The sequence below is a fragment of the Arthrobacter sp. UYNi723 genome (genome assembly GCF_054057635.1).
Genome location: NZ_JBSRZM010000009.1, coordinates 128,896 through 145,655 on the forward strand (window position 1 = coordinate 128,896; position 16,760 = coordinate 145,655).

Sequence of the window (16,760 nt, forward strand, 5' to 3'; positions counted from 1 at the left end):
TTTCCTTTCGAGAGTGACGCTACGGACGGACCAGGACCTTCAGGGCTTCGCGGGAATCCATGGCGCGGTAGCCGTCGGGTACGTCGTTCAGGCTGATGGTGCGGTCGAACACCTTGCCCGGGTTCACCGTGCCGTCCAGGACGCCGGGCAGCAGCGTCTCGATGTAGGCGCGGACGGGGGCCGGGCCGCCGGTGAGCGTGATGTTGGGGCCGAACATGGAGCCGAAGCCGATCGGAGCGTCCTCGTACTGGGGCACGCCCACCCGGCTGATGACGCCGCCGGGGCGGATCACGCCGAGGGCCTGGTCGTACGCTGGCCGGTGCCCTACGCACTCAAGGACGGTGTGCGTTCCGTCGCCGCCGCTGAGCTCGCGCACCTTCTCGATGCCGGCCTCACCGCGTTCGGCGACGACGTCGGTGGCGCCGTATTCGCGGCCCAGGTCGGTGCGGGCCTTGTGCCGGCCCATCAGGATGATTTGCTCCGCACCGAGTTGCTTGGCGGACAGCACCGCCATCAGTCCGACGGCGCCGTCACCGATGACCGTGACGGTGGTCCGTGCGTTGACACCTGCCTTGATGGCGGCGTGATAGCCGGTGCCGTAGACATCGGAGAGAGTCAGCAGCGACGGCAGCAGCTCGCTGTCCTCACCCACCGGGGCCTTGACCAGGGTGCCGTCGGCGAACGGGACGCGGACGGCCTCGGCCTGGGCGCCGCCGATTCCGTTCGAGGCCCAGAACCCGCCGTGGCGGCAGGACGTCTGCAGGCCTTCGCGGCAAAAGACGCAGGTCCCGTCGGACCAGGCGAACGGGGCGATGACGAAGTCGCCCTTCTTCAGGGTGGACACGTCCTTGCCTGTTTCCTCGACGACGCCGATGAACTCGTGGCCCATGGGGCTGCCCTGCCGGGACGAGGGCATGCCGTGGTAGGGGTGCAGGTCGGAGCCGCAGATACAGGAATTGACGATCCGCACGATGGCGTCGGTCGGATTCTGGATGACGGGGTCGGGCACGTTCTCCACGCGCACGTCGCCGGCGCCATACATGATGGTTGCTCGCATTTTCGTTTCCTCATCACTTCGTCAGGGGCTGGAGCCCGGGTGTTCCTTTATTAGCCAACCGCACATTCCGCATGCGTGGGAGTGGCTGTTGATACAGGTACCCGCAGTGCCTCCCAGCTCAGAGGTGCAGCTCAAACTCCGTGTGCCCGTGCCGGATCCCATTGATTTGCAGCTCCAGGGCGTGGACGCCCGGGTGGTGCACCCGGGTGGTCATCTGCCGGAAGGCATGACGCTTCGACAGTGTGCGGGTCTCACCGGCGGCGAGGGTGAGTGCCGCGATCTTGAAGACCTTGGCCGATTGCGTGCCGTTGGCTTTGACGTAGTGGACCACGTAGTCCACCGCGAGCCGCGCATCGTAGTTCCCGGTGTTGGCGATCGCGAAGTCGAAAGCCAGTTCACCCGGTATGGCCACCGAGTTCCGGTCCAGCCAGGGCCCCGTGACAGCCACCGACGCCGGCGTGAACCCCTGCAGCGCGAGCGCACCGGGGTGGGCCTTCTTGATCAGGGTCCGCAGGCCCTGCCTGACCACCCATGCGGTGTTGGCGTCCGGGGCGGCCAGCCAGCGAGCCGCCGTTGCCACCACCAGGGCGGGCGCGTGCCGCGCCACATCGTTGAGGTGGTTCGCCACCGAGCGCCGCACGTACTCCGAAGGGTCCCGGTACAGGGCGTCCAGAATCGGGAGGGACGCCTCCGGATGAAGGACGACGGCGGGTACCCGTACCGCCCAGGGGAGGTACGGCCGGGTCCCCTCGCTGGCCAGCCGCCTGACATGCTCGTCCGGATGCCCGGTCCAGCCCTGGATGATCTCGAGGGAACGCTCCAGGTCCGCGGCCAGCAGCCGGCGGATGGCGAACTCGCCGGTGAGCCTCGGGGTCAGTTCGGCCAGGAGGGCCAGGCAGTCGTCAAAGTCAGGTGCGGCGCCAGATTCGAGGGCCAGCGTGACGGCCGTTTCGGATACCGGCCAGAGGATCCACCCTGTGAAACCGGCTCCGGAGAGGGCGCTCCGGAAGATGCGCGCCGCCGTCGGGTATCCCGGATCCGGAAGCCGCCGCGCATCCGCCAGCAGCGCGCTGCTCACCGCATCCGTCCGGCCGCGCAGGCTCAACTCGTCCAACTGTGCGGCGGCTGCAGCGACGTGCGGCCAGTCCGATCCGGGAGCGGCATCCGCCAGGATCCGGGCCAGGGTTTCCACGCCCTGCCGGTTGATCAGCTCATTCATCACGCCCATTGAGTCAGGCTACCTCGGCAGGCTGACATGCCCGGCGGCAGGGCCAACCCTGTGCAGGGACGGGCCAACCACGGGCAGAAGGGATAATCTTCACCTTAGGCACTCCTCAACGGCGCACGGACGGAAACACAGTGGCAGAGCAGGCAGGCAAGACCAGTCTTTGGCGGACCTTCCATGACAAGTTCGTGGTGGAGGAACGCTTTATGGAACCGGCCGCGCGCAAGGCTCTGTACCGCACGGCGGTGGTGCTGGTCGGCGTGGGGGCCCTCCTGTTCCTCGCCACCCTGGTGGGCGTTCTGCAGAGCAACACCGGGCCCTGGGGTCCCGACGAATCCATCCGTGACTGGCTGCTCTCGCTCCGGTCCGAGACCCTCACTGCCGTGATGATCTTCCTCGCTGTGATCTTCGGCCCTGTTGCCCTTCCCATCATCGTGCTGGTGGTGACGGTGGTCTGGGGGTTCGTGGCCAAGCACGCCTGGCGGCCCATTGTGCTCGCCACCGCGATGCTCACCGGCGTCGTGACATCGCAGATCATCCTCGCGATCGTCCAGCGCTCGCGGCCGCCGGTGGAACTGATGCTGTTCGGCGCCGACCACACGTACTCATTTCCGTCCGGCCATGTGCTGGGTGCCTGTGACTTCCTGCTGGTGACCACCTTCCTGGTGTTCTCGCGGCGGAAAAACCCGAGGTCGGCCGTCTTCGGCTTCGTTGGTGCGGGCATCGGCGTTGTCCTGGCCGCGCTGAGCCGCCTGTACCTCGGCTACCACTGGCTCAGCGACGCCATGGCTTCAGTCTCCCTCTCGCTGCTGATCCTCGGTGCCGTCATCGCCCTCGATACGTGGCGGACCGCCCGGATCCCTGGCGAACGGATCACGGGCGTGCTCTCCAAAGCGGACGCGCCGGGGGATTAGCCGCGATGGCAACCGAGTCGGATGTTCGCAGCATGTGCCTCGCCCTGCCCGGTGTCACCGAACGCAGCAGCTGGGACCAGCCGGCGTGGTTCGCGAAGACCCTGATGGCGCGCATGTGGGAGGGTGGCGTGCTGACGGTGAAGACCACCGAGCGGGAGGCCTTGGCGGGCACGGAGCCCGACCCGTATTTCTGGACCCCGCACCATGAGCGTTCGCCGCAGCTGGTGCTGGTCCGGCTGGCCCGCATCGGCGTCGAGGAGCTCGGTGAGCTGCTGGAGGAGTCCTACCGGCTGGCAGGCGGTCTGGGGTCCGGACCAGCCGCAGGACACTAGAGCTCGGGGAGTGACCGCGAACGCTTGAGGGCACGGTGCAGCCTGGTGTTGGCGGCCTCAAGTTCCAGGACTTTTGCGATGCCGGCCAGGTTGAGTCCTTGCTCCAGCAGTTCCCCGATGTGCAGGAGTACGGCGATATCGGCATCATTGTACTGGCGGGTACCACCTGAGGTTCGGGCGGGCGTGAGCAGGCCCCGTGTCTCGTAGAGCCGGATGTTCTGCTGGCCTGTTCCCGTTAGCTGGGCCGCCACGGAGATGGCATACAGTGCCCGTCCGGCCGTGGGCAACGGTTCATGCCCTGAAGTGGACCCTGTCATGTCAGCTCCAAATTTCCTCCAGATTGTCTTGCTTCAGTTTCCCACGAGTGCTATAAAAAATCTATATCCATCACCATAGATAACTGAGCGGTGGGTATGCGATCAAAATCAACAACTTCATGCTGAAGGAGTGGGAAATGATGCTAATGCGCACGGATCCGTTCCGTGAGCTGGACCGGCTCACCCAGCAGGTCTTTGGAACCGCGGCACGGCCGGCGGCCATGCCCATGGACGCCTGGCGGGAAGACGGCGAATTCGTCGTCGCGTTCGACCTTCCGGGCGTCAAGCTGGACACCGTGGACCTGAACGTCGAGCGCAATGTCCTGACGGTCCGGGCGGAGCGCCTTGATCCGACCCAGCCCAACGTTGAACTGGTGGCCTCTGAACGTCCGCGCGGCGTCTTCAGCCGCCAGCTGATCCTGGGTGACACCTTGGACACGGACCACATCAAGGCCAGTTATGACCAGGGCGTCCTGACCCTGCGGATCCCGGTGGCGGAGCAGGCCAAGCCGCGCAAGATCGAAATCGAAACAAAGAACCAGCTGCACGAGATCGGAGGCTAGCCGTTCCCCGGGGCGCCGGCAGCCTGCTACCGGCGCCCCGGGCCCATGCCCATGGGCATTCCCCGGAAGCCACCATGACCAGCCAGCCGGACTACTATGACGTGCTGCGGGTGAAGCCCTCCGCCAGCCAGCAGGAGATCTCCCGTGCCTATCGGGCGCTCATGCGCACCCATCATCCGGATCTCGACGGCGGCGCGCCAGACGGCGCAAAAGCTGGCGGCGACCTATCCCGTGGCGAGCTGCTACAGATCATGCAGGCATTCTTCGTCCTGCGCGACCCGGCGCGGCGCGCAGCCTACGACCGGAGCTGCACTGGCATAAGCGCGCAGGGCGCTGGTCCGATCGTCATCCCCGTCCGAAAGGTCAATAGCAGGGATGTTCCGGCTGGCAACACCATAAGAATCACGCCCGTGCGCTGGGAAAGCGGACCGTGGGCGTAGGCCCGTAAGACGACAGCCATCACCGCGAGGAGGCGGAAACAATGACCGAGTGGCGCCGCTACGATTCCCACCTGATCCCTGCATTCCACGAACGCTTCGAACAACGCTGGGGCAAGGGCACTGCGCCGTTCCTGAACCCTGAAGCCCACGAAGAGCCGGTGCCCCGGGCCCAATGGATCAACCCCGTCACCGGCGCGGCCCTGGCAGTGGTGCCGGTGTGGACCGCAGAAGAGGAACAGCAGCGTTCCTTCGGAGTGTTCTACCTCCCGCCCGCCGGCGACATCTGGGTGCTCCGGCCCGGATACACCGGCTACCTGGAGCCGGCCGACGGCGACACGGAGCAACTCGTCACGCTTCGGAACGATGCCTACCGGAAAGCTGTTGCCCACGCCAAGGAATTCCTGTTCGGCTCGCAATGAGCCGGCTCATCCTGCGAGGCCTGGCCCCGGGATGCCGGACGTTGGCATACCAGGGCCAGGAAAACCAGGCCCTGGAAATCCGGGCCCAGGGAATCCCGGCGAACCGGCCGCGTCCGTGCCGCTGCCCAGCAGGCTGCGGGTGAGGGTTTCGGCGTCGGCCATCAGGTCCTCAACGGCGGCCGCAAGGTGCGAATCGGACACCGGCGCGTCATCCAGCGCCGCAGCCACCACGGCCCGCCGGACCAGTTCCCGGGCAAAGGATGCGGTGGTTCCCGCCGTCCGTTCCGCGGCGGCATCCAGTGCCGCCGGGCTGAACGCCACCAGACGGCCGTACAGTTCCAGCAGCCTGATCCGCTCGGCATGGGCCGGCAGCGGGATCTCCACCGCGAGGTCCACCCGGCCAGGGCGCTGCGCCAGCGCCCGCTCCAGCATGTCAGGCCTGTTGGTGGTGAGGACAAACGCGACGTCGGCGTCGTTATCCAAGCCGTCCATGGCGTCCAGCACCTCAAAGAGCAGCGGCTGCGGCCCGTGCCCGAAACTCCGGTCCTCGGCAATAAGATCGCAATCCTCCAGCACGACGATCGAGGGTTGCAGCGCCCGCGCCATGCGGGCCGCCTCCGAGATCCTGGCGAGGGAACCGCCCGAGAGGAGGATCGCCGTCGAGCCTTCACTCTGGCTCAGCAGGTGCCGTACGGTGTGCGTCTTGCCGGTCCCGGGCCGGCCGTACAGCAGGATGCCGCGTTTGAGGTGCTGGCCGTGCTGCTTGAGGGACACCCGGTGCGTGGCGATGCCCACGGTGTGGTCTGCGACCTTCTGCAGCAGGCCGTCGGGCATGATGACGTCCGACGCCGGGAGGCTGGGGCGGTGGTGGAACGTCACCCCCGCGGTGCTCGGCCCATACTCGGACATGACCAGGGAGATGACCTGTCCCTTGAGGACGCTGTTGTTGTCCATCCGGAGGCGGAACTCGGCCAGGAATCCGGTGGCTGTTTCCGGTCGGGCGGCCAGCAGTTCCAAGGTGGCGGACTGGCGCCCGGTATGCGGGGCCGCGTCGCGTTGCAATACGGCCAGCTTGTTCCCTTCGCGGCTGAAGAGCCAGAGCCCTATGGCCACCGCCTGGCGCTGCTGGTCAGGTCCCACGGCAAGGTTGGTGTACTCGGGCTGGGAGAGCGGGAACTGGGGAAACAACTGCGACTGCTGCACCATGTCGCTGAGCGACTGGTGGTGCCGCTGGCCGCCGCCGCCGATGCCCACCAGCCGGCTGCTCGGATCCTGACCGGCAAACTCCGCCATCAGGATGTCCGCGTCCACAAACCGGTGCGGCGGGACATTTTCCACCACCACGGAGAGGCCTTCAGCCGGCTCTCCCAGGTGCTCCGTCAGCGCTTCAAGCAGCTGTTTTCCCGCCTGCTGCCGGTGGTTTCCGGCCTGCGCCAGCTGAACCAGCTCGGAAAAATCGTCGATGAACTTCCCCAGTTTTTCATCCATGCACAGACCCTAGCAGCGACGCTCGTCAGCAGCCCGGCCGTGTGACATTCTGGGATGTACGCGTTCCACGCTTCCTCCTCCCTAAAGGCTGACTCGATGCACATTTCCGCCAAGGACCTGGCCGCCCTCATCCCTGCGGACTTCACGCTGGGAGTAGCCACGGCAGCTTTCCAGATCGAAGGCGCGCTCACCGAGGACGGCAGGGGCCCGGCGGGCTGGGACGTGTTTTCGGCCAAGGAAGGCGCCATCGTGGACGGCCACAGCCCGGCCGTCGCCTGCGACCACTACCACCGCATGCCGGGCGACGTGGCCCTCATGAAGCAGCTGGGCGTCGACTCGTACCGGTTCTCGCTGTCCTGGCCCCGGATCCAGCCCAACGGCAGCGGCCCGGTGAACCCTGCCGGGCTTGCCTTTTACGACCGGCTCCTGGACGAGCTCCTGGCCAACGGGATTTCGCCCATGGTCACGCTCTATCACTGGGACACCCCGCTGGCACTGGACGACGCCGGCGGCTGGATGAATCGCGATACCGCCTACCGCCTGGGGGAGTTCGCCGCGATCGCCGCTGCTGCGTATGGCGACCGCGTTGCCCGCTGGGTCACCGTCAACGAGCCCGCCACGGTCAGCACCAACGGCTACACCGTGGGCCTGCACTCACCGGGCGAAGCGTTCATGCTCAACGCGTTGCCCACCGTGCACCACCAGCTTCTGGGCCACGGGCTCGCGATGCAGGCACTGCGGGCGGCGGGGGTCCCCGGCGAGATCGGGATGACCAACGTGTACTCGCCCATGGTCCCGAACTCCATCAACCCCCTGGACTGGATGAGTGCGGGCCTGATGGACATCGCACAGAACCGGCTGTACGCGGACCCAGTCCTCACGGGCCAATATCCGGACATCATCCGCGCCGCGAAGTTCTTCGGCTCCTTTGACCATCCGGACGAGGACATGGAGATCATCTCGCAGCCGCTGGATTTCTACGGGCTGAACTACTACATGCCCACGAAGGTAGCCGTTGGCCCCGGTGAAGGGGCGGTGCCGGCGAGCATGGCGGAGGCCATGGGGAGTGACCTGAGTGCGGCCGGCAATGGCGCTATGCCGTTCCATGTCGAGGCCTGGCCCGAAGCCGACATCACCTCCTACGGCTGGCCGGTGAAGCCCGAGTACATGGCGGTGGCGCTGAAGGAGATGGCGGAACGGTACCCGCATCTGCCGCCGGTGATCATAACCGAGGGCGGGGCCAGCTTCGAGGACATCATCGTCCGGGACAAGTCCACCAACACCACCTTCATCCCGGACGAGCGGCGCCTGAAATACCTCTCGGACCACATCGAGTCAGCGCTGAAGGCCACGGCCCCGGGCGGTGACGCAGAGGGCATTGACCTGCGGGGCTACTACGTGTGGTCGCTCATGGACAATTTCGAATGGTCGGCAGGCTACAATCAGCCGTTCGGGTTGCTCCATGTTGATTTCGAGACCCTGGAGCGTACGCCGAAGGCGTCTTATTTCTGGCTTCAGGAGCTCATCGAGGAGCGGAACCTTGCCGCGGCGGCGGGCACCGCCGTCGCGCAGGCTGCCAGTGAGGAACCGGACACTGCCGTTGATCCCGAAACGGCGGTATCTCCCGACGACGGCGTGACCACCTCGGGTGCCACCGCCTAGCCTCGTGGGGATATGTTGCTCGGACTTAGACACGTTCACCGGAACCTAGCCGGCGTGGTGCGCGTCCTCCGGGTCCTCGGGTGAGTCATCGCGCCGTTCCTTCACCAGCTTGCTGGCACTCACCAGCCGTAGCGCGGTCACCAGCAGGATCCCGCCAAGCACGTTAAAGACCACCACATAGGAAAACCAGCCGAGCCATTGAAGGTAGCTGATGTCGGCACCCGTGTGGATGGCACCGAAGATCAGCAGCGAGTCCAGGATCGAGTGGAAGAGCTGCAGCCCGTAGAGCAGGAAAGCGCCAACGATGGCGGCCGCGATCTTGCCGGTGACGCTGTCAGTCCCGTGCTGCATGCGGGTCATCAACGTGATGGTGCTCCCCGCCAACACGGCAAGACACACGGTTTTCCAGTTAAACCCGGCGTCGAGATAGTGGGTGGCTTCCTTCGTGATGGTCTCGCTCCACTGCGGGAACGCTGTCATGATCAATGCCATAAACAGCCAACCGCCCACCAGGTTGGCAATGAGTGTGCCGCCCCAGAGCTTCCCGAGCTGCGTGTAGCTTGCCTCCCGTGCGACGACGGCGGCAATGGGCACCAGGAAGCCTTCCGTGAACAGTTCGCTCTTGGCCAGCAGGAGGGCGATGAGCCCTGCACTGAAGGCCAGTCCCGCGAGGAGGTGGTTCTCGGTCTCATGGAGAACGCCGAGGTAGGCCATGATGCCAACGCCTATTTCAAACCCGCCGAACAAGCCGGTGATGAGCACGTCCCGAAAGGAGCGGTTCAGCCGCTGCGCGCCTTCCTCAACCGTGCGGTCGAAGGATTCCTCCACCTCCTCCTCAACCGGGCCTGCATTGTCGCCAAGTTCCCGCCGCCGTGCATCGCCGTCGGTGTCGCTCATTCGTGTCGCCTATCCGCCTGAAAGTGTGTGGTGATTCATCTAAAGGAGGTCCAGGGCCTTGAGCTGTTTGGCCATCCCGGCGCCGTCGGGCGAATAGATCCAGGGCACCATTGAGGTGGTGTGGTCCCCGTCGTCGGAGTGCCCGCCGGCGAACACGGACTCGCTGACCGAAAGCTGCCGGATGGCGATGGCGGCCACTTTGTCGGCGTTTGCCTGGGCGAAGCCGGAATAGATCTGTTCGTCGTGCTGGCCGTTGTCGCCGATCAGGAGCCAGCGCATGTCCGGGAATTCCTTGGCGAGACGCTCAAGATTGCCGTGCTTGTGCTCCTGCCCGCTGCGGAACCAGCGGTCCTGGGTCAGGCCCCAGTCCGTCAGTAAGAGGGCGCCGGAGGGATACATGTTCCGGCTGAGGAACCGCGCCAGGGTGGGGGCGGCATTCCACGGACCCGTCGACAGGTAGATGACCGGCGCGTCCGGGTGTTCAATGGTGAGCCGGTCCAGCAGGACCGCCATCCCCGGCGTCGCCATCCGGGCCCGTTCGCTGAGGACAAACGTGTTCCACAGCGCCAGGAACGGCCTGGGCAGGGCGGTAACCATGACGGTGTCGTCGATGTCGGACACGATCCCGAACTTCGCGTCGGCGTCGATCACCTGGATCAGCGTCTCCACAGGTTCCGTTCCCTCGGCCCGCAGGACGGCGGTGTGCCAGCCGGGGGAGAGCTTCACGTCCACCACCGTATCGATCAGCCCGCCCCGGTCTGCCTTGACCCGGGTGGTGACGCCGCCGATGCTAATTTCCACGTCAATGAACTGCACGGGCACGCTGGTGAAGGCCCGCCAGCCGCGGACGTTCAGCGTGCCGTTGAGGGCTGCGTGCTCGGCCCGGCTGCCCGGGGCCGGATTCTTGGTTAACAGGACGCGGCCGAGCACGCGTACCCAGCCGGTTGATCCGTAGCCCTGGTACGCGATGGTCTGCGGTGCGAAATTCCAGCCTTTGGCGAGCTGGATGCGGACGGCGTTGACGACGGCGGAGATCCGGTGCGCCAGTCGTAAAAGCTGGGTGCCGGACAGCGGTGCGGGGTGCGGAGTGTTCTGCGGTGAATTCTGAGGAGCCCTGTCCATGTCTCCACTCTGCCACAGCGCAGCCGCTCGCCCGGCACGTCCGGCGGTCCCGCCGTCGTACGTGACGTCAGCCCTCAATCAGGAACCCGGAGTGCCCACCCAACCCCATCGGCAATCCGTGTGGCAGTGTATGGGAATGGCGCGCATTGAAGATTATGCAGTTGTTGGCGACCTCCACACCGGCGCCCTGGTCAGTACCGAGGGTTCCATCGACTGGCTTTGCCTGCCGCGTTTCGACTCCCCGGCATGTTTCAACGCCCTCCTGGACACGCCGGAGGCCGGCCGCTGGCTGCTTGCGCCGGCGGGCGGCGGCACCTGCACCAGGCGCGGCTACCGGGACGGGACCCTGATCCTGGAAACAGAATGGGAGACGCCGGAAGGCACGGTCAGGGTCATTGACTTCATGCCGCCGCGTGACGAGGTGGCGGACATCGTGCGGATCGTCGAGGGCGTGAGCGGAAGCGTCAGGATGCACGGCGAGCTTACGCTGAGGTTCGACTACGGGCATATCGTTCCCTGGGTGCGGCGCGACAAGCACGGCCTGCATGCCATCGCTGGCCCAGACTCCGTTTACTTTGTCACCAAGGCGCCCCTTCACAGCGAAAATATGCACTCCGTCAGCGACTTCACAGTCCAGGCGGGGGAGCGCGTTCCCTTTGTCCTGACCTGGGCACCCAGCCATGTTCCCCGCCCGCACACAGTGGACGCCGAGGTAGTGCTGGGCACCACCCTGGCCTTCTGGCGCGGCTGGGCGGCCCAGTGCACGGTGCAGGGAAAGTACCAGGATGCCGTGGTCCGTTCGCTGGTGACCCTGAAGGCGCTGACCTACGCTCCCACCGGCGGCATCGTCGCGGCCGTGACAACGTCCCTCCCGGAACAGCTCGGCGGTCCCCGCAACTGGGATTACCGCTACTGCTGGCTGCGGGACGCCACCATGACGCTCCAGGCCCTCCTGGCCGCCGGCTACACCACCGAGGCAGCCGCCTGGCGTGACTGGCTGCTCCGCGCCGTGGCGGGCGACCCGGCCGACCTGCAGATCATGTACGGAATCCACGGCGAACGCAGGCTTCCGGAAATGGAACTGCCGTGGCTTGCCGGCTACGAGAATTCAAAACCGGTACGGACCGGCAACGGCGCCGCCGAGCAACTTCAGCTGGACGTCTGGGGCGAGGTCCTGGATTGCCTGGCGCTGACCAGGAACTCCCTGCTGAAACACACGGACGAGTCCTGGGACGTCCAGGTGGCCCTGATGCAGCATCTGGAGACCATCTGGGACCAGCCGGACAACGGACTCTGGGAAATGCGCGGGCCGCGGCGCCATTTCACCCATTCCAAGGTGATGGCCTGGGTGGCCGCAGACCGGATGGTTAAGGGCGTCCGCGATTTCGGCCTGCCCGGCCCCGTGGAACGCTGGGAAGCCCTTCGCGACACCATCCACCGGGACGTCATGGCCAACGGCTTCGACCCCGTCCGCAACACCTTTGTGCAGGCGTACGGCCGGCCCGAACTGGACGCCAGCCTGCTGCTGATCCCGCGGGTGGGCTTCCTGCCGCCGGATGATCCCCGCGTGCTGGGGACCATCGACACGATCCAGCGGGAGCTCACCGAAGACGGTTTTGTGCTCCGCTACCGTCCCGCCGACAGCGATGACGGCCTCCCGGGGGACGAAGGGGTGTTCCTGGCCTGCTCGTTCTGGATGGTGGAGGCCCTGCTGGGCGCGGGACGCACCGAGGAGTCCACCGAACTCTTCGAGCGGTTGCTCGAACTCCGCAACGATGTGGGTCTGCTCAGTGAGGAATGGGGCGTCAGGGCAGGACGGCAGTTGGGCAATACGCCCCAGGCCTTCAGTCACTTCGCGCTTGTGACAAGCGCTCTTGAGCTTCATCAGGATACAGTTCGCCGAAGTGACACACCTATTCCCCCGGAGACGGAACGGGTCGGGCAATGAGGGCCTGAGGGCCTGCCCTGCTCTTCACGTCCGGGAGAGAGGTAAGTATACTTACTAGACTCGTGAGCGCTCCTACAAGGCACAGCGTCGCGACTGAACGAGGGGTGGTTGTAATGGCCGGACATTTTGAGCTTGTGGATGCGCCTGACGGCGGCTACAGGGTACGGATGTTGGATGGTTCAGGAAGCCTGATGGCTATCACGGTGACCTTCCCAACGAAGCGCGCAGCGGTGGCCGGCATTGCGATGGCCCGCGAGATTGCCGGCACAGGCCTGATCAGGGACCACAGCCGCAACGGCGCCGGAGCCGTCATCCGGGACCGGATTGGCCCCGTCTCCTCCCCGAAAGACAATGCGGCTGCCCGCGGCAAGAAGATGTCCGGGGCCGCTCGCGTTGTAGCCGGGTGATCACCCAAAGCCACGCCTTGGTCCGCGGGCGGCGCTACGGTGTCCTATTTGACGTTGATGGGACCCTGGTGGACTCCGCCTACATCCACACGCTCGCGTGGTGGCAGGCGTTCCGCCAGCACCAGTATGACGTCCCCATGGCCGCCATTCACCGGTGCGTAGGGATGGGCGGAGCCCGCTTGGTGGACACCCTCCTTCCTGCTGGCCGGAACCGGGAGGCCGACGCCCAAATCCTGACCAGCCATGCGGCGGTCTTCGCGCAAAGCTGGCCGTCGCTGCGACCGTTCGACGGCGCCAAGGAGCTGCTTGCCCAGTGCCACGCCGGAGGACTCGCCGTCGCCCTGGCATCATCGGCGCGAACACAGGATCTGTCGGCCACCCGCAAAGCCCTCGGTGCGGACGCTTTCATCCATGCAGCCACCAGCGCGGACGATGCGAAGGCAAGCAAGCCGGCCCCAGACATCCTGGTGGCCGCGCTTGAAGCTGTTGGTGTGGCCGCGGCCGGCGCAGTCTATGTGGGGGATGCGGTGTGGGACATGCAGGCTGCTGCCGCACTGGGAATCCCCGCCATCGGCGTCACGTGCGGCGGGACCAGCGCCGCCGAACTCCGCGAGGCGGGTGCGGCCGAGGTCTACGACGGCCCCCGGGACCTCCTGGACAACCTGCAGGCAAGCGCCATCGGCAGGCTGCTGACGCTGGCGGACTAACCCCGCCGGCGCCCAGTAGCGCGAGGGGACACGCGCGGCCCTCCCCGCGGGGGCTTAACTGTCCGTTCGCGCTGGTGCCGGGACGCTTGGGAGGGTGGGGCAGGTTAGAGGGGGAGCTGGCCCGAGAGGTCAGCGCGCAGGCCGGAGGCGGACACCTTGTGCCCCGCGACAGCGTCCGCCCAGCTCAACTGGCCGGTCACCATGCCAAGCCAGGTGGCGGCGTCGCACTCGATCACGTTGGGCGGGGTTCCGCGGGTGTGCCGCGGTCCCTCCACGCACTGGGTGACGCCGAACGGCGGCACCCGCACTTCCACCGAGTTCCCCGGTGCCCGCGCGGTTACCTCCTCCAGCGTGTACCGCACGGCCGTGGCGGTGACGTTGCGGGGGAGCGGAACGTCCGACGGCGACGCGGCGGCTTCCTGCCATGCGGCCAGCGCCGCTGTGCCTTCCTCAATGCCGATCCGACGGCGCGCTACAGCCACGTCAGTCCAGGAGGGCTGACACGGCCGGGCCCAGGCGGATCTTGCCCACCTCGTGGCTGCCGCCCATCACCGGGGCCACCACTTTTTCGAGGACGCTGGAGACGCCGGGGATATCCACGGCGCCGACCGCGGCGAGGAGGGTCAGGCCCACCAGCGAGGTGGCGCGCAGGTTCCCGTCCAGCATCTTGATGGCCACCGAGACACCCTGGGGTGTGGCCATGGCCAGGACTCCCTCGGCGCCGATCTTGGCGATGATGCCCAGCTCGTCCATCACGATGGTGTTGGCCTCGCCGCGGCCCTGGACGGCCCACGGGTAGTCGAGCATGGAGGTGGTGATGGTGGCAGCGCGGGCGTTGGAGTTCTTGTCGCCAGGGGCCTTGGCCAGCATCGAATAGGCGCGGGCCAGCCCGGTCAGCGAAATAGCAGCAACTGGGGCACCGCAGCCGTCAATGCCCAGATGGGCGATGTGCTCGCCGCTGTATTCCTCGATCACGCTGCGGATGCGCTGCTGCAGGGGATGGTTGGGCTCGAGGTAGCTGTGGGTGTCCCAGCCGTTTTCCGTGCAGGCCCACAGGAAGGCGGCGTGCTTTCCGGAGCAGTTGAAGGCAAGCTTTGACTTGCCCTTTTCGGAACGGACCAGCCAGTTGCGGGCCGTCTCGTCCTGGGGCCAGGCGGCGGGGCACTGGAGCTGGTCCTCCCGGACGCCGGCGGCCTTGAGCATCCCCTCCACCACATCCATGTGGTCCAGGGAGCCGACGTGGCTGCCGCAGGCCAGCGCCACCTGCGCGCCGCGCAGGGGGACCCCGGACTGCATCGCCGCCAAGGCTTGCAGCGGCTTGAGCGCGGACCGTGGGTACAGGGGAGTCCGGATGTCGCCGAGTTCGGTGACGACGGACCCGTCGCCGGACAGGACGACGGCGGAGCCGATGTGCCGGGACTCCACAAAACCGCTTCGTTCAATAACGGCGAGTTCGACGGCGGAGTCCACAGTGAACGTGGCATGCGGGTTGTGCGGCATATTGCCAGTCTAGGGGCGGACTCCTCGAATGCCGGGCTACTCCACGGTGACCATGACCGACTGCCAGCCGGAGGCGCCGTCGGGTACCGGATCGGCCCGCTGGTCGGTCTGCACCTCGCCTGTTCCGTCGGTGGCACGGACCTTGATGTAGTGCGGTCCGGGCGTGGCTTCCCAGTCGAAGGACCACTGGCGCCACGTGATGAGGGACGCCTCGGTGGACAGGACGGCCTCGGCCCAGGGGTTGTTGTCGATCTGGACTTCCACCTTGGTGATGCCGCGGGTCTGCGCCCATGCCGTGCCGCCGATCGCCACGCGGCCGGCCGGCACCTTGGCGAAGGACTTCGGGACTTCCACCCGGGCCATGGTCTTGATGGGGCCGCGCTCGGACCAGCCGCGCTGGGTCCAGTAGGCCTTGCTGTCCGCGAACCGTGTCACTTCCAGGTCCACCACCCACTTGGTGGCGGAGACGAAGCCGTACAGCCCGGGGACCACCATGCGCACCGGGTAGCCGTGCTCCAGCGGCAGGGGCTCGCCGTTCATGCCGATCGCCAGCATGGCGTCGCGGTCATCCTGCAGGACTTCCAGCGGCGTGGAGGCACTGAAGCCATCGATCGAGGTCGACAGCACCATGTCCGCGCCGTCCTTGGGACGTGCCCGCTTGAGGACCTCGCGAATGGGAAGGCCGAGCCAGCGCGCGTTCCCGGCGAGGTTCCCGCCCACGGGATTGGAGACACAGGTGAGGGTCACGTGCGATTCGATGAGGTCGGCGTCGAGCAGGTCCTGGAACGTGAGGCGGACCTCTTCCTCCACCAGCCCGTGCACGCGGAGCTCCCAGTCATCGGCATTGATTTCGGGGACGCTGAGGGCGGTGTCGATCCGGTAGAAGTCCCCGTTGGGCGTGGTCCAGGGTGTCACGCCGGCAGCGGGGGACTGGACGCCGGCGGGCACAGCGGCGGCGGCCTTTGCCGGGGCGGGCAGTTGCAGGGCATCGCGGGCCTTGGAGATGTTGCTGCGCGCGGCACTGAGCAGGCGTCCGCCCGTGGCCGCGATCCCGGCGCCGATCACGGTGATCCCGGCGGCGGCGAAGAAACGTCGGCGGCTGGTGGCGGGACGGTCAGGTTCCTCTGCGCCCGTGTCGGCAGGTGCCTCGGGCCAGGACTTCAGCCGCCAGAGCGGGGCGATCAGCAGCCGCAGCACTACCAGCCCGGCAATCGTGCCCAGCACGGTAGGGATGGCATCGATCGGTTTCACGCTGGCCCGCGTCACCACGCTGGCCACGATCACCGCGCCCATCAACAGCACACCGGCCGCGCCCAGCGCCCACTTGCGGTAGGCCACCACGCCCAGCACGCAGGCCAGCAGGAAAATGGTCAGGGCCATCCCCACAAACAGCGCGGCTTTGTCATTGGTGCCGAACGTGGCGATGGCAAAGTCCTTCATCCACGGCGGTGTGAAGTCGATGAACGTGGACCCCAACGCGATCACCGGGGTTGCCCGGGCGGTAAAGAACGCTCCGATCAGCTCCGCAACTGATAATACGACGGCGGCAGCCGCCACGCCTGCCAGCGCGGCCATTGCGGCGGGGTCCTTGAGCCACTTCAGAAGCTTCTTCATGCCTTGGATTCGTTGCCGCGGGCCGCAGGGATGGCCCGGCGAGGGCACAGCTTAGGACGCGTCAGTAAATAAGCCAGCGTTTCTTCGTTTTGGTTCTATTGTGGTGCTATGGCCATTGGTGCAGAGGTTGAGACGGCTTTACGGGGAA

General features: G+C 66.5%; 18 protein-coding genes. 9 read left to right on the forward strand and 9 right to left on the reverse strand.

What is annotated here, in order from left to right; genetic code table 11:
- Positions 1-19 precede the first annotated feature (19 nt).
- Together ACVWY0_RS09555 and ACVWY0_RS09560 are read right to left on the reverse strand one after the other, a co-directional pair.
- A complete protein-coding gene (locus ACVWY0_RS09555) occupies positions 20-1,057 on the reverse strand; it encodes a zinc-dependent alcohol dehydrogenase family protein (protein ID WP_485836485.1) in 1,038 nt (345 codons plus the stop codon).
- A gap of 118 nt (positions 1,058-1,175) precedes the next feature.
- Positions 1,176-2,285 (reverse strand): DNA alkylation repair protein, encoded by a 1,110-nt coding sequence (locus ACVWY0_RS09560; protein WP_485836486.1) that lies wholly within the window; start codon positions 2,283-2,285, stop codon positions 1,176-1,178.
- 131 nt (positions 2,286-2,416) lie between these two features.
- Between ACVWY0_RS09560 and ACVWY0_RS09565 the strand changes: the two genes are divergently transcribed.
- Positions 2,417-3,196 (forward strand): phosphatase PAP2 family protein, encoded by a 780-nt coding sequence (locus ACVWY0_RS09565; protein ID WP_485836487.1) that lies wholly within the window; start codon positions 2,417-2,419, stop codon positions 3,194-3,196.
- 5 nt (positions 3,197-3,201) lie between these two features.
- A complete protein-coding gene (locus ACVWY0_RS09570; protein ID WP_485836488.1) occupies positions 3,202-3,528 on the forward strand; it encodes an MmcQ/YjbR family DNA-binding protein in 327 nt (108 codons plus the stop codon).
- Here the strand turns inward: ACVWY0_RS09570 and ACVWY0_RS09575 are convergent.
- The gene (locus tag ACVWY0_RS09575) at positions 3,525-3,845 is read right to left on the reverse strand and encodes a MerR family transcriptional regulator (protein WP_485836489.1); all 321 of its coding nucleotides are present in this window, start codon (positions 3,843-3,845) and stop codon (positions 3,525-3,527) included. The two genes, ACVWY0_RS09570 and ACVWY0_RS09575, sit on opposite strands and share 4 nt — an antisense overlap.
- Before the next feature lie 140 nt (positions 3,846-3,985).
- Here ACVWY0_RS09575 and ACVWY0_RS09580 point away from each other — a divergent pair, with 140 nt between their 5' ends.
- From ACVWY0_RS09580 to ACVWY0_RS09590, 3 genes are all read left to right on the forward strand, one after another.
- Positions 3,986-4,408 (forward strand): Hsp20/alpha crystallin family protein, encoded by a 423-nt coding sequence (locus tag ACVWY0_RS09580; RefSeq protein WP_485836511.1) that lies wholly within the window; start codon positions 3,986-3,988, stop codon positions 4,406-4,408.
- 74 nt (positions 4,409-4,482) lie between these two features.
- Positions 4,483-4,848 carry a J domain-containing protein gene (locus ACVWY0_RS09585; RefSeq protein WP_485836490.1) on the forward strand — a complete coding sequence of 122 codons (366 nt, stop codon included), beginning with the start codon at positions 4,483-4,485 and terminating at the stop codon, positions 4,846-4,848.
- 41 nt (positions 4,849-4,889) lie between these two features.
- A complete protein-coding gene (locus ACVWY0_RS09590; RefSeq protein ID WP_485836491.1) occupies positions 4,890-5,267 on the forward strand; it encodes a hypothetical protein in 378 nt (125 codons plus the stop codon).
- A gap of 6 nt (positions 5,268-5,273) precedes the next feature.
- Here the strand turns inward: ACVWY0_RS09590 and ACVWY0_RS09595 are convergent, their stop codons facing one another.
- Complete coding sequence (locus ACVWY0_RS09595) at positions 5,274-6,755, reverse strand: AAA family ATPase (RefSeq protein ID WP_485836492.1); 1,482 nt, start codon at positions 6,753-6,755, stop codon at positions 5,274-5,276.
- A 96-nt stretch (positions 6,756-6,851) separates the two neighbouring features.
- Between ACVWY0_RS09595 and ACVWY0_RS09600 the strand changes: the two genes are divergently transcribed.
- On the forward strand, positions 6,852-8,417 hold the full coding sequence (locus ACVWY0_RS09600) for a GH1 family beta-glucosidase (RefSeq protein WP_485836493.1): 1,566 nt from the start codon (positions 6,852-6,854) through the stop codon (positions 8,415-8,417).
- A gap of 45 nt (positions 8,418-8,462) precedes the next feature.
- Here ACVWY0_RS09600 and ACVWY0_RS09605 read toward each other — a convergent pair whose 3' ends face one another.
- Complete coding sequence (locus tag ACVWY0_RS09605) at positions 8,463-9,314, reverse strand: formate/nitrite transporter family protein (RefSeq protein ID WP_485836494.1); 852 nt, start codon at positions 9,312-9,314, stop codon at positions 8,463-8,465.
- Between the two features lie 39 nt (positions 9,315-9,353).
- Positions 9,354-10,436, reverse strand: coding sequence for an App1 family protein phosphatidate phosphatase (locus ACVWY0_RS09610; RefSeq protein ID WP_485836495.1), 1,083 nt, complete (start codon positions 10,434-10,436; stop codon positions 9,354-9,356).
- 136 nt (positions 10,437-10,572) lie between these two features.
- On the opposite strand from ACVWY0_RS09610, the gene ACVWY0_RS09615 reads away from it, so the two are divergent.
- The 3 genes from ACVWY0_RS09615 to ACVWY0_RS09625 all read left to right on the forward strand — a co-directional run bounded on the left by ACVWY0_RS09615 (position 10,573) and on the right by ACVWY0_RS09625 (position 13,498).
- Positions 10,573-12,384, forward strand: a complete 1,812-nt coding sequence (locus ACVWY0_RS09615; protein ID WP_485836496.1) for a glycoside hydrolase family 15 protein — start codon at positions 10,573-10,575, stop codon at positions 12,382-12,384.
- 113 nt (positions 12,385-12,497) lie between these two features.
- The gene (locus ACVWY0_RS09620; protein ID WP_485836497.1) at positions 12,498-12,791 is read left to right on the forward strand and encodes a YegP family protein; all 294 of its coding nucleotides are present in this window, start codon (positions 12,498-12,500) and stop codon (positions 12,789-12,791) included.
- A complete protein-coding gene (locus ACVWY0_RS09625) occupies positions 12,788-13,498 on the forward strand; it encodes an HAD family hydrolase (protein ID WP_485836498.1) in 711 nt (236 codons plus the stop codon). Before ACVWY0_RS09620 ends, ACVWY0_RS09625 begins: the two co-directional genes overlap by 4 nt.
- Positions 13,499-13,602: 104 nt before the next feature.
- Here the strand turns inward: ACVWY0_RS09625 and ACVWY0_RS09630 are convergent, their stop codons facing one another.
- The 3 genes from ACVWY0_RS09630 to ACVWY0_RS09640 are packed head-to-tail and all read right to left on the reverse strand — an operon-like array spanning position 13,603 to position 16,612.
- A complete protein-coding gene (locus ACVWY0_RS09630; RefSeq protein WP_485836499.1) occupies positions 13,603-13,980 on the reverse strand; it encodes a sterol carrier family protein in 378 nt (125 codons plus the stop codon).
- A gap of 1 nt (position 13,981) precedes the next feature.
- Positions 13,982-14,998 carry an asparaginase gene (locus ACVWY0_RS09635; RefSeq protein WP_485836500.1) on the reverse strand — a complete coding sequence of 339 codons (1,017 nt, stop codon included), beginning with the start codon at positions 14,996-14,998 and terminating at the stop codon, positions 13,982-13,984.
- Between the two features lie 36 nt (positions 14,999-15,034).
- Positions 15,035-16,612, reverse strand: a complete 1,578-nt coding sequence (locus ACVWY0_RS09640; protein ID WP_485836501.1) for a molybdopterin-dependent oxidoreductase — start codon at positions 16,610-16,612, stop codon at positions 15,035-15,037.
- Positions 16,613-16,760: the final 148 nt, after the last annotated feature.

Bases quoted from the DNA above. Each gene is read 5' to 3' on its own strand.
- ACVWY0_RS09615 (WP_485836496.1), top strand. From the start codon at position 10,573: ATGGCGCGCATTGAAGATTATGCAGTTGTTGGCGACCTCCACACCGGC.
- ACVWY0_RS09595 (WP_485836492.1), bottom strand. From the start codon at position 6,755: ATGGATGAAAAACTGGGGAAGTTCATCGACGATTTTTCCGAGCTGGTT.
- ACVWY0_RS09575 (WP_485836489.1), bottom strand. From the start codon at position 3,845: ATGACAGGGTCCACTTCAGGGCATGAACCGTTGCCCACGGCCGGACGG.
- ACVWY0_RS09585 (WP_485836490.1), top strand. From the start codon at position 4,483: ATGACCAGCCAGCCGGACTACTATGACGTGCTGCGGGTGAAGCCCTCC.
- ACVWY0_RS09560 (WP_485836486.1), bottom strand. From the start codon at position 2,285: ATGGGCGTGATGAATGAGCTGATCAACCGGCAGGGCGTGGAAACCCTG.
- ACVWY0_RS09580 (WP_485836511.1), top strand. From the start codon at position 3,986: ATGCTAATGCGCACGGATCCGTTCCGTGAGCTGGACCGGCTCACCCAG.
- ACVWY0_RS09605 (WP_485836494.1), bottom strand. From the start codon at position 9,314: ATGAGCGACACCGACGGCGATGCACGGCGGCGGGAACTTGGCGACAAT.
- ACVWY0_RS09570 (WP_485836488.1), top strand. From the start codon at position 3,202: ATGGCAACCGAGTCGGATGTTCGCAGCATGTGCCTCGCCCTGCCCGGT.
- ACVWY0_RS09635 (WP_485836500.1), bottom strand. From the start codon at position 14,998: ATGCCGCACAACCCGCATGCCACGTTCACTGTGGACTCCGCCGTCGAA.
- ACVWY0_RS09620 (WP_485836497.1), top strand. From the start codon at position 12,498: ATGGCCGGACATTTTGAGCTTGTGGATGCGCCTGACGGCGGCTACAGG.
- ACVWY0_RS09590 (WP_485836491.1), top strand. From the start codon at position 4,890: ATGACCGAGTGGCGCCGCTACGATTCCCACCTGATCCCTGCATTCCAC.
- ACVWY0_RS09640 (WP_485836501.1), bottom strand. From the start codon at position 16,612: ATGAAGAAGCTTCTGAAGTGGCTCAAGGACCCCGCCGCAATGGCCGCG.
- ACVWY0_RS09600 (WP_485836493.1), top strand. From the start codon at position 6,852: ATGCACATTTCCGCCAAGGACCTGGCCGCCCTCATCCCTGCGGACTTC.
- ACVWY0_RS09555 (WP_485836485.1), bottom strand. From the start codon at position 1,057: ATGCGAGCAACCATCATGTATGGCGCCGGCGACGTGCGCGTGGAGAAC.
- ACVWY0_RS09610 (WP_485836495.1), bottom strand. From the start codon at position 10,436: ATGGACAGGGCTCCTCAGAATTCACCGCAGAACACTCCGCACCCCGCA.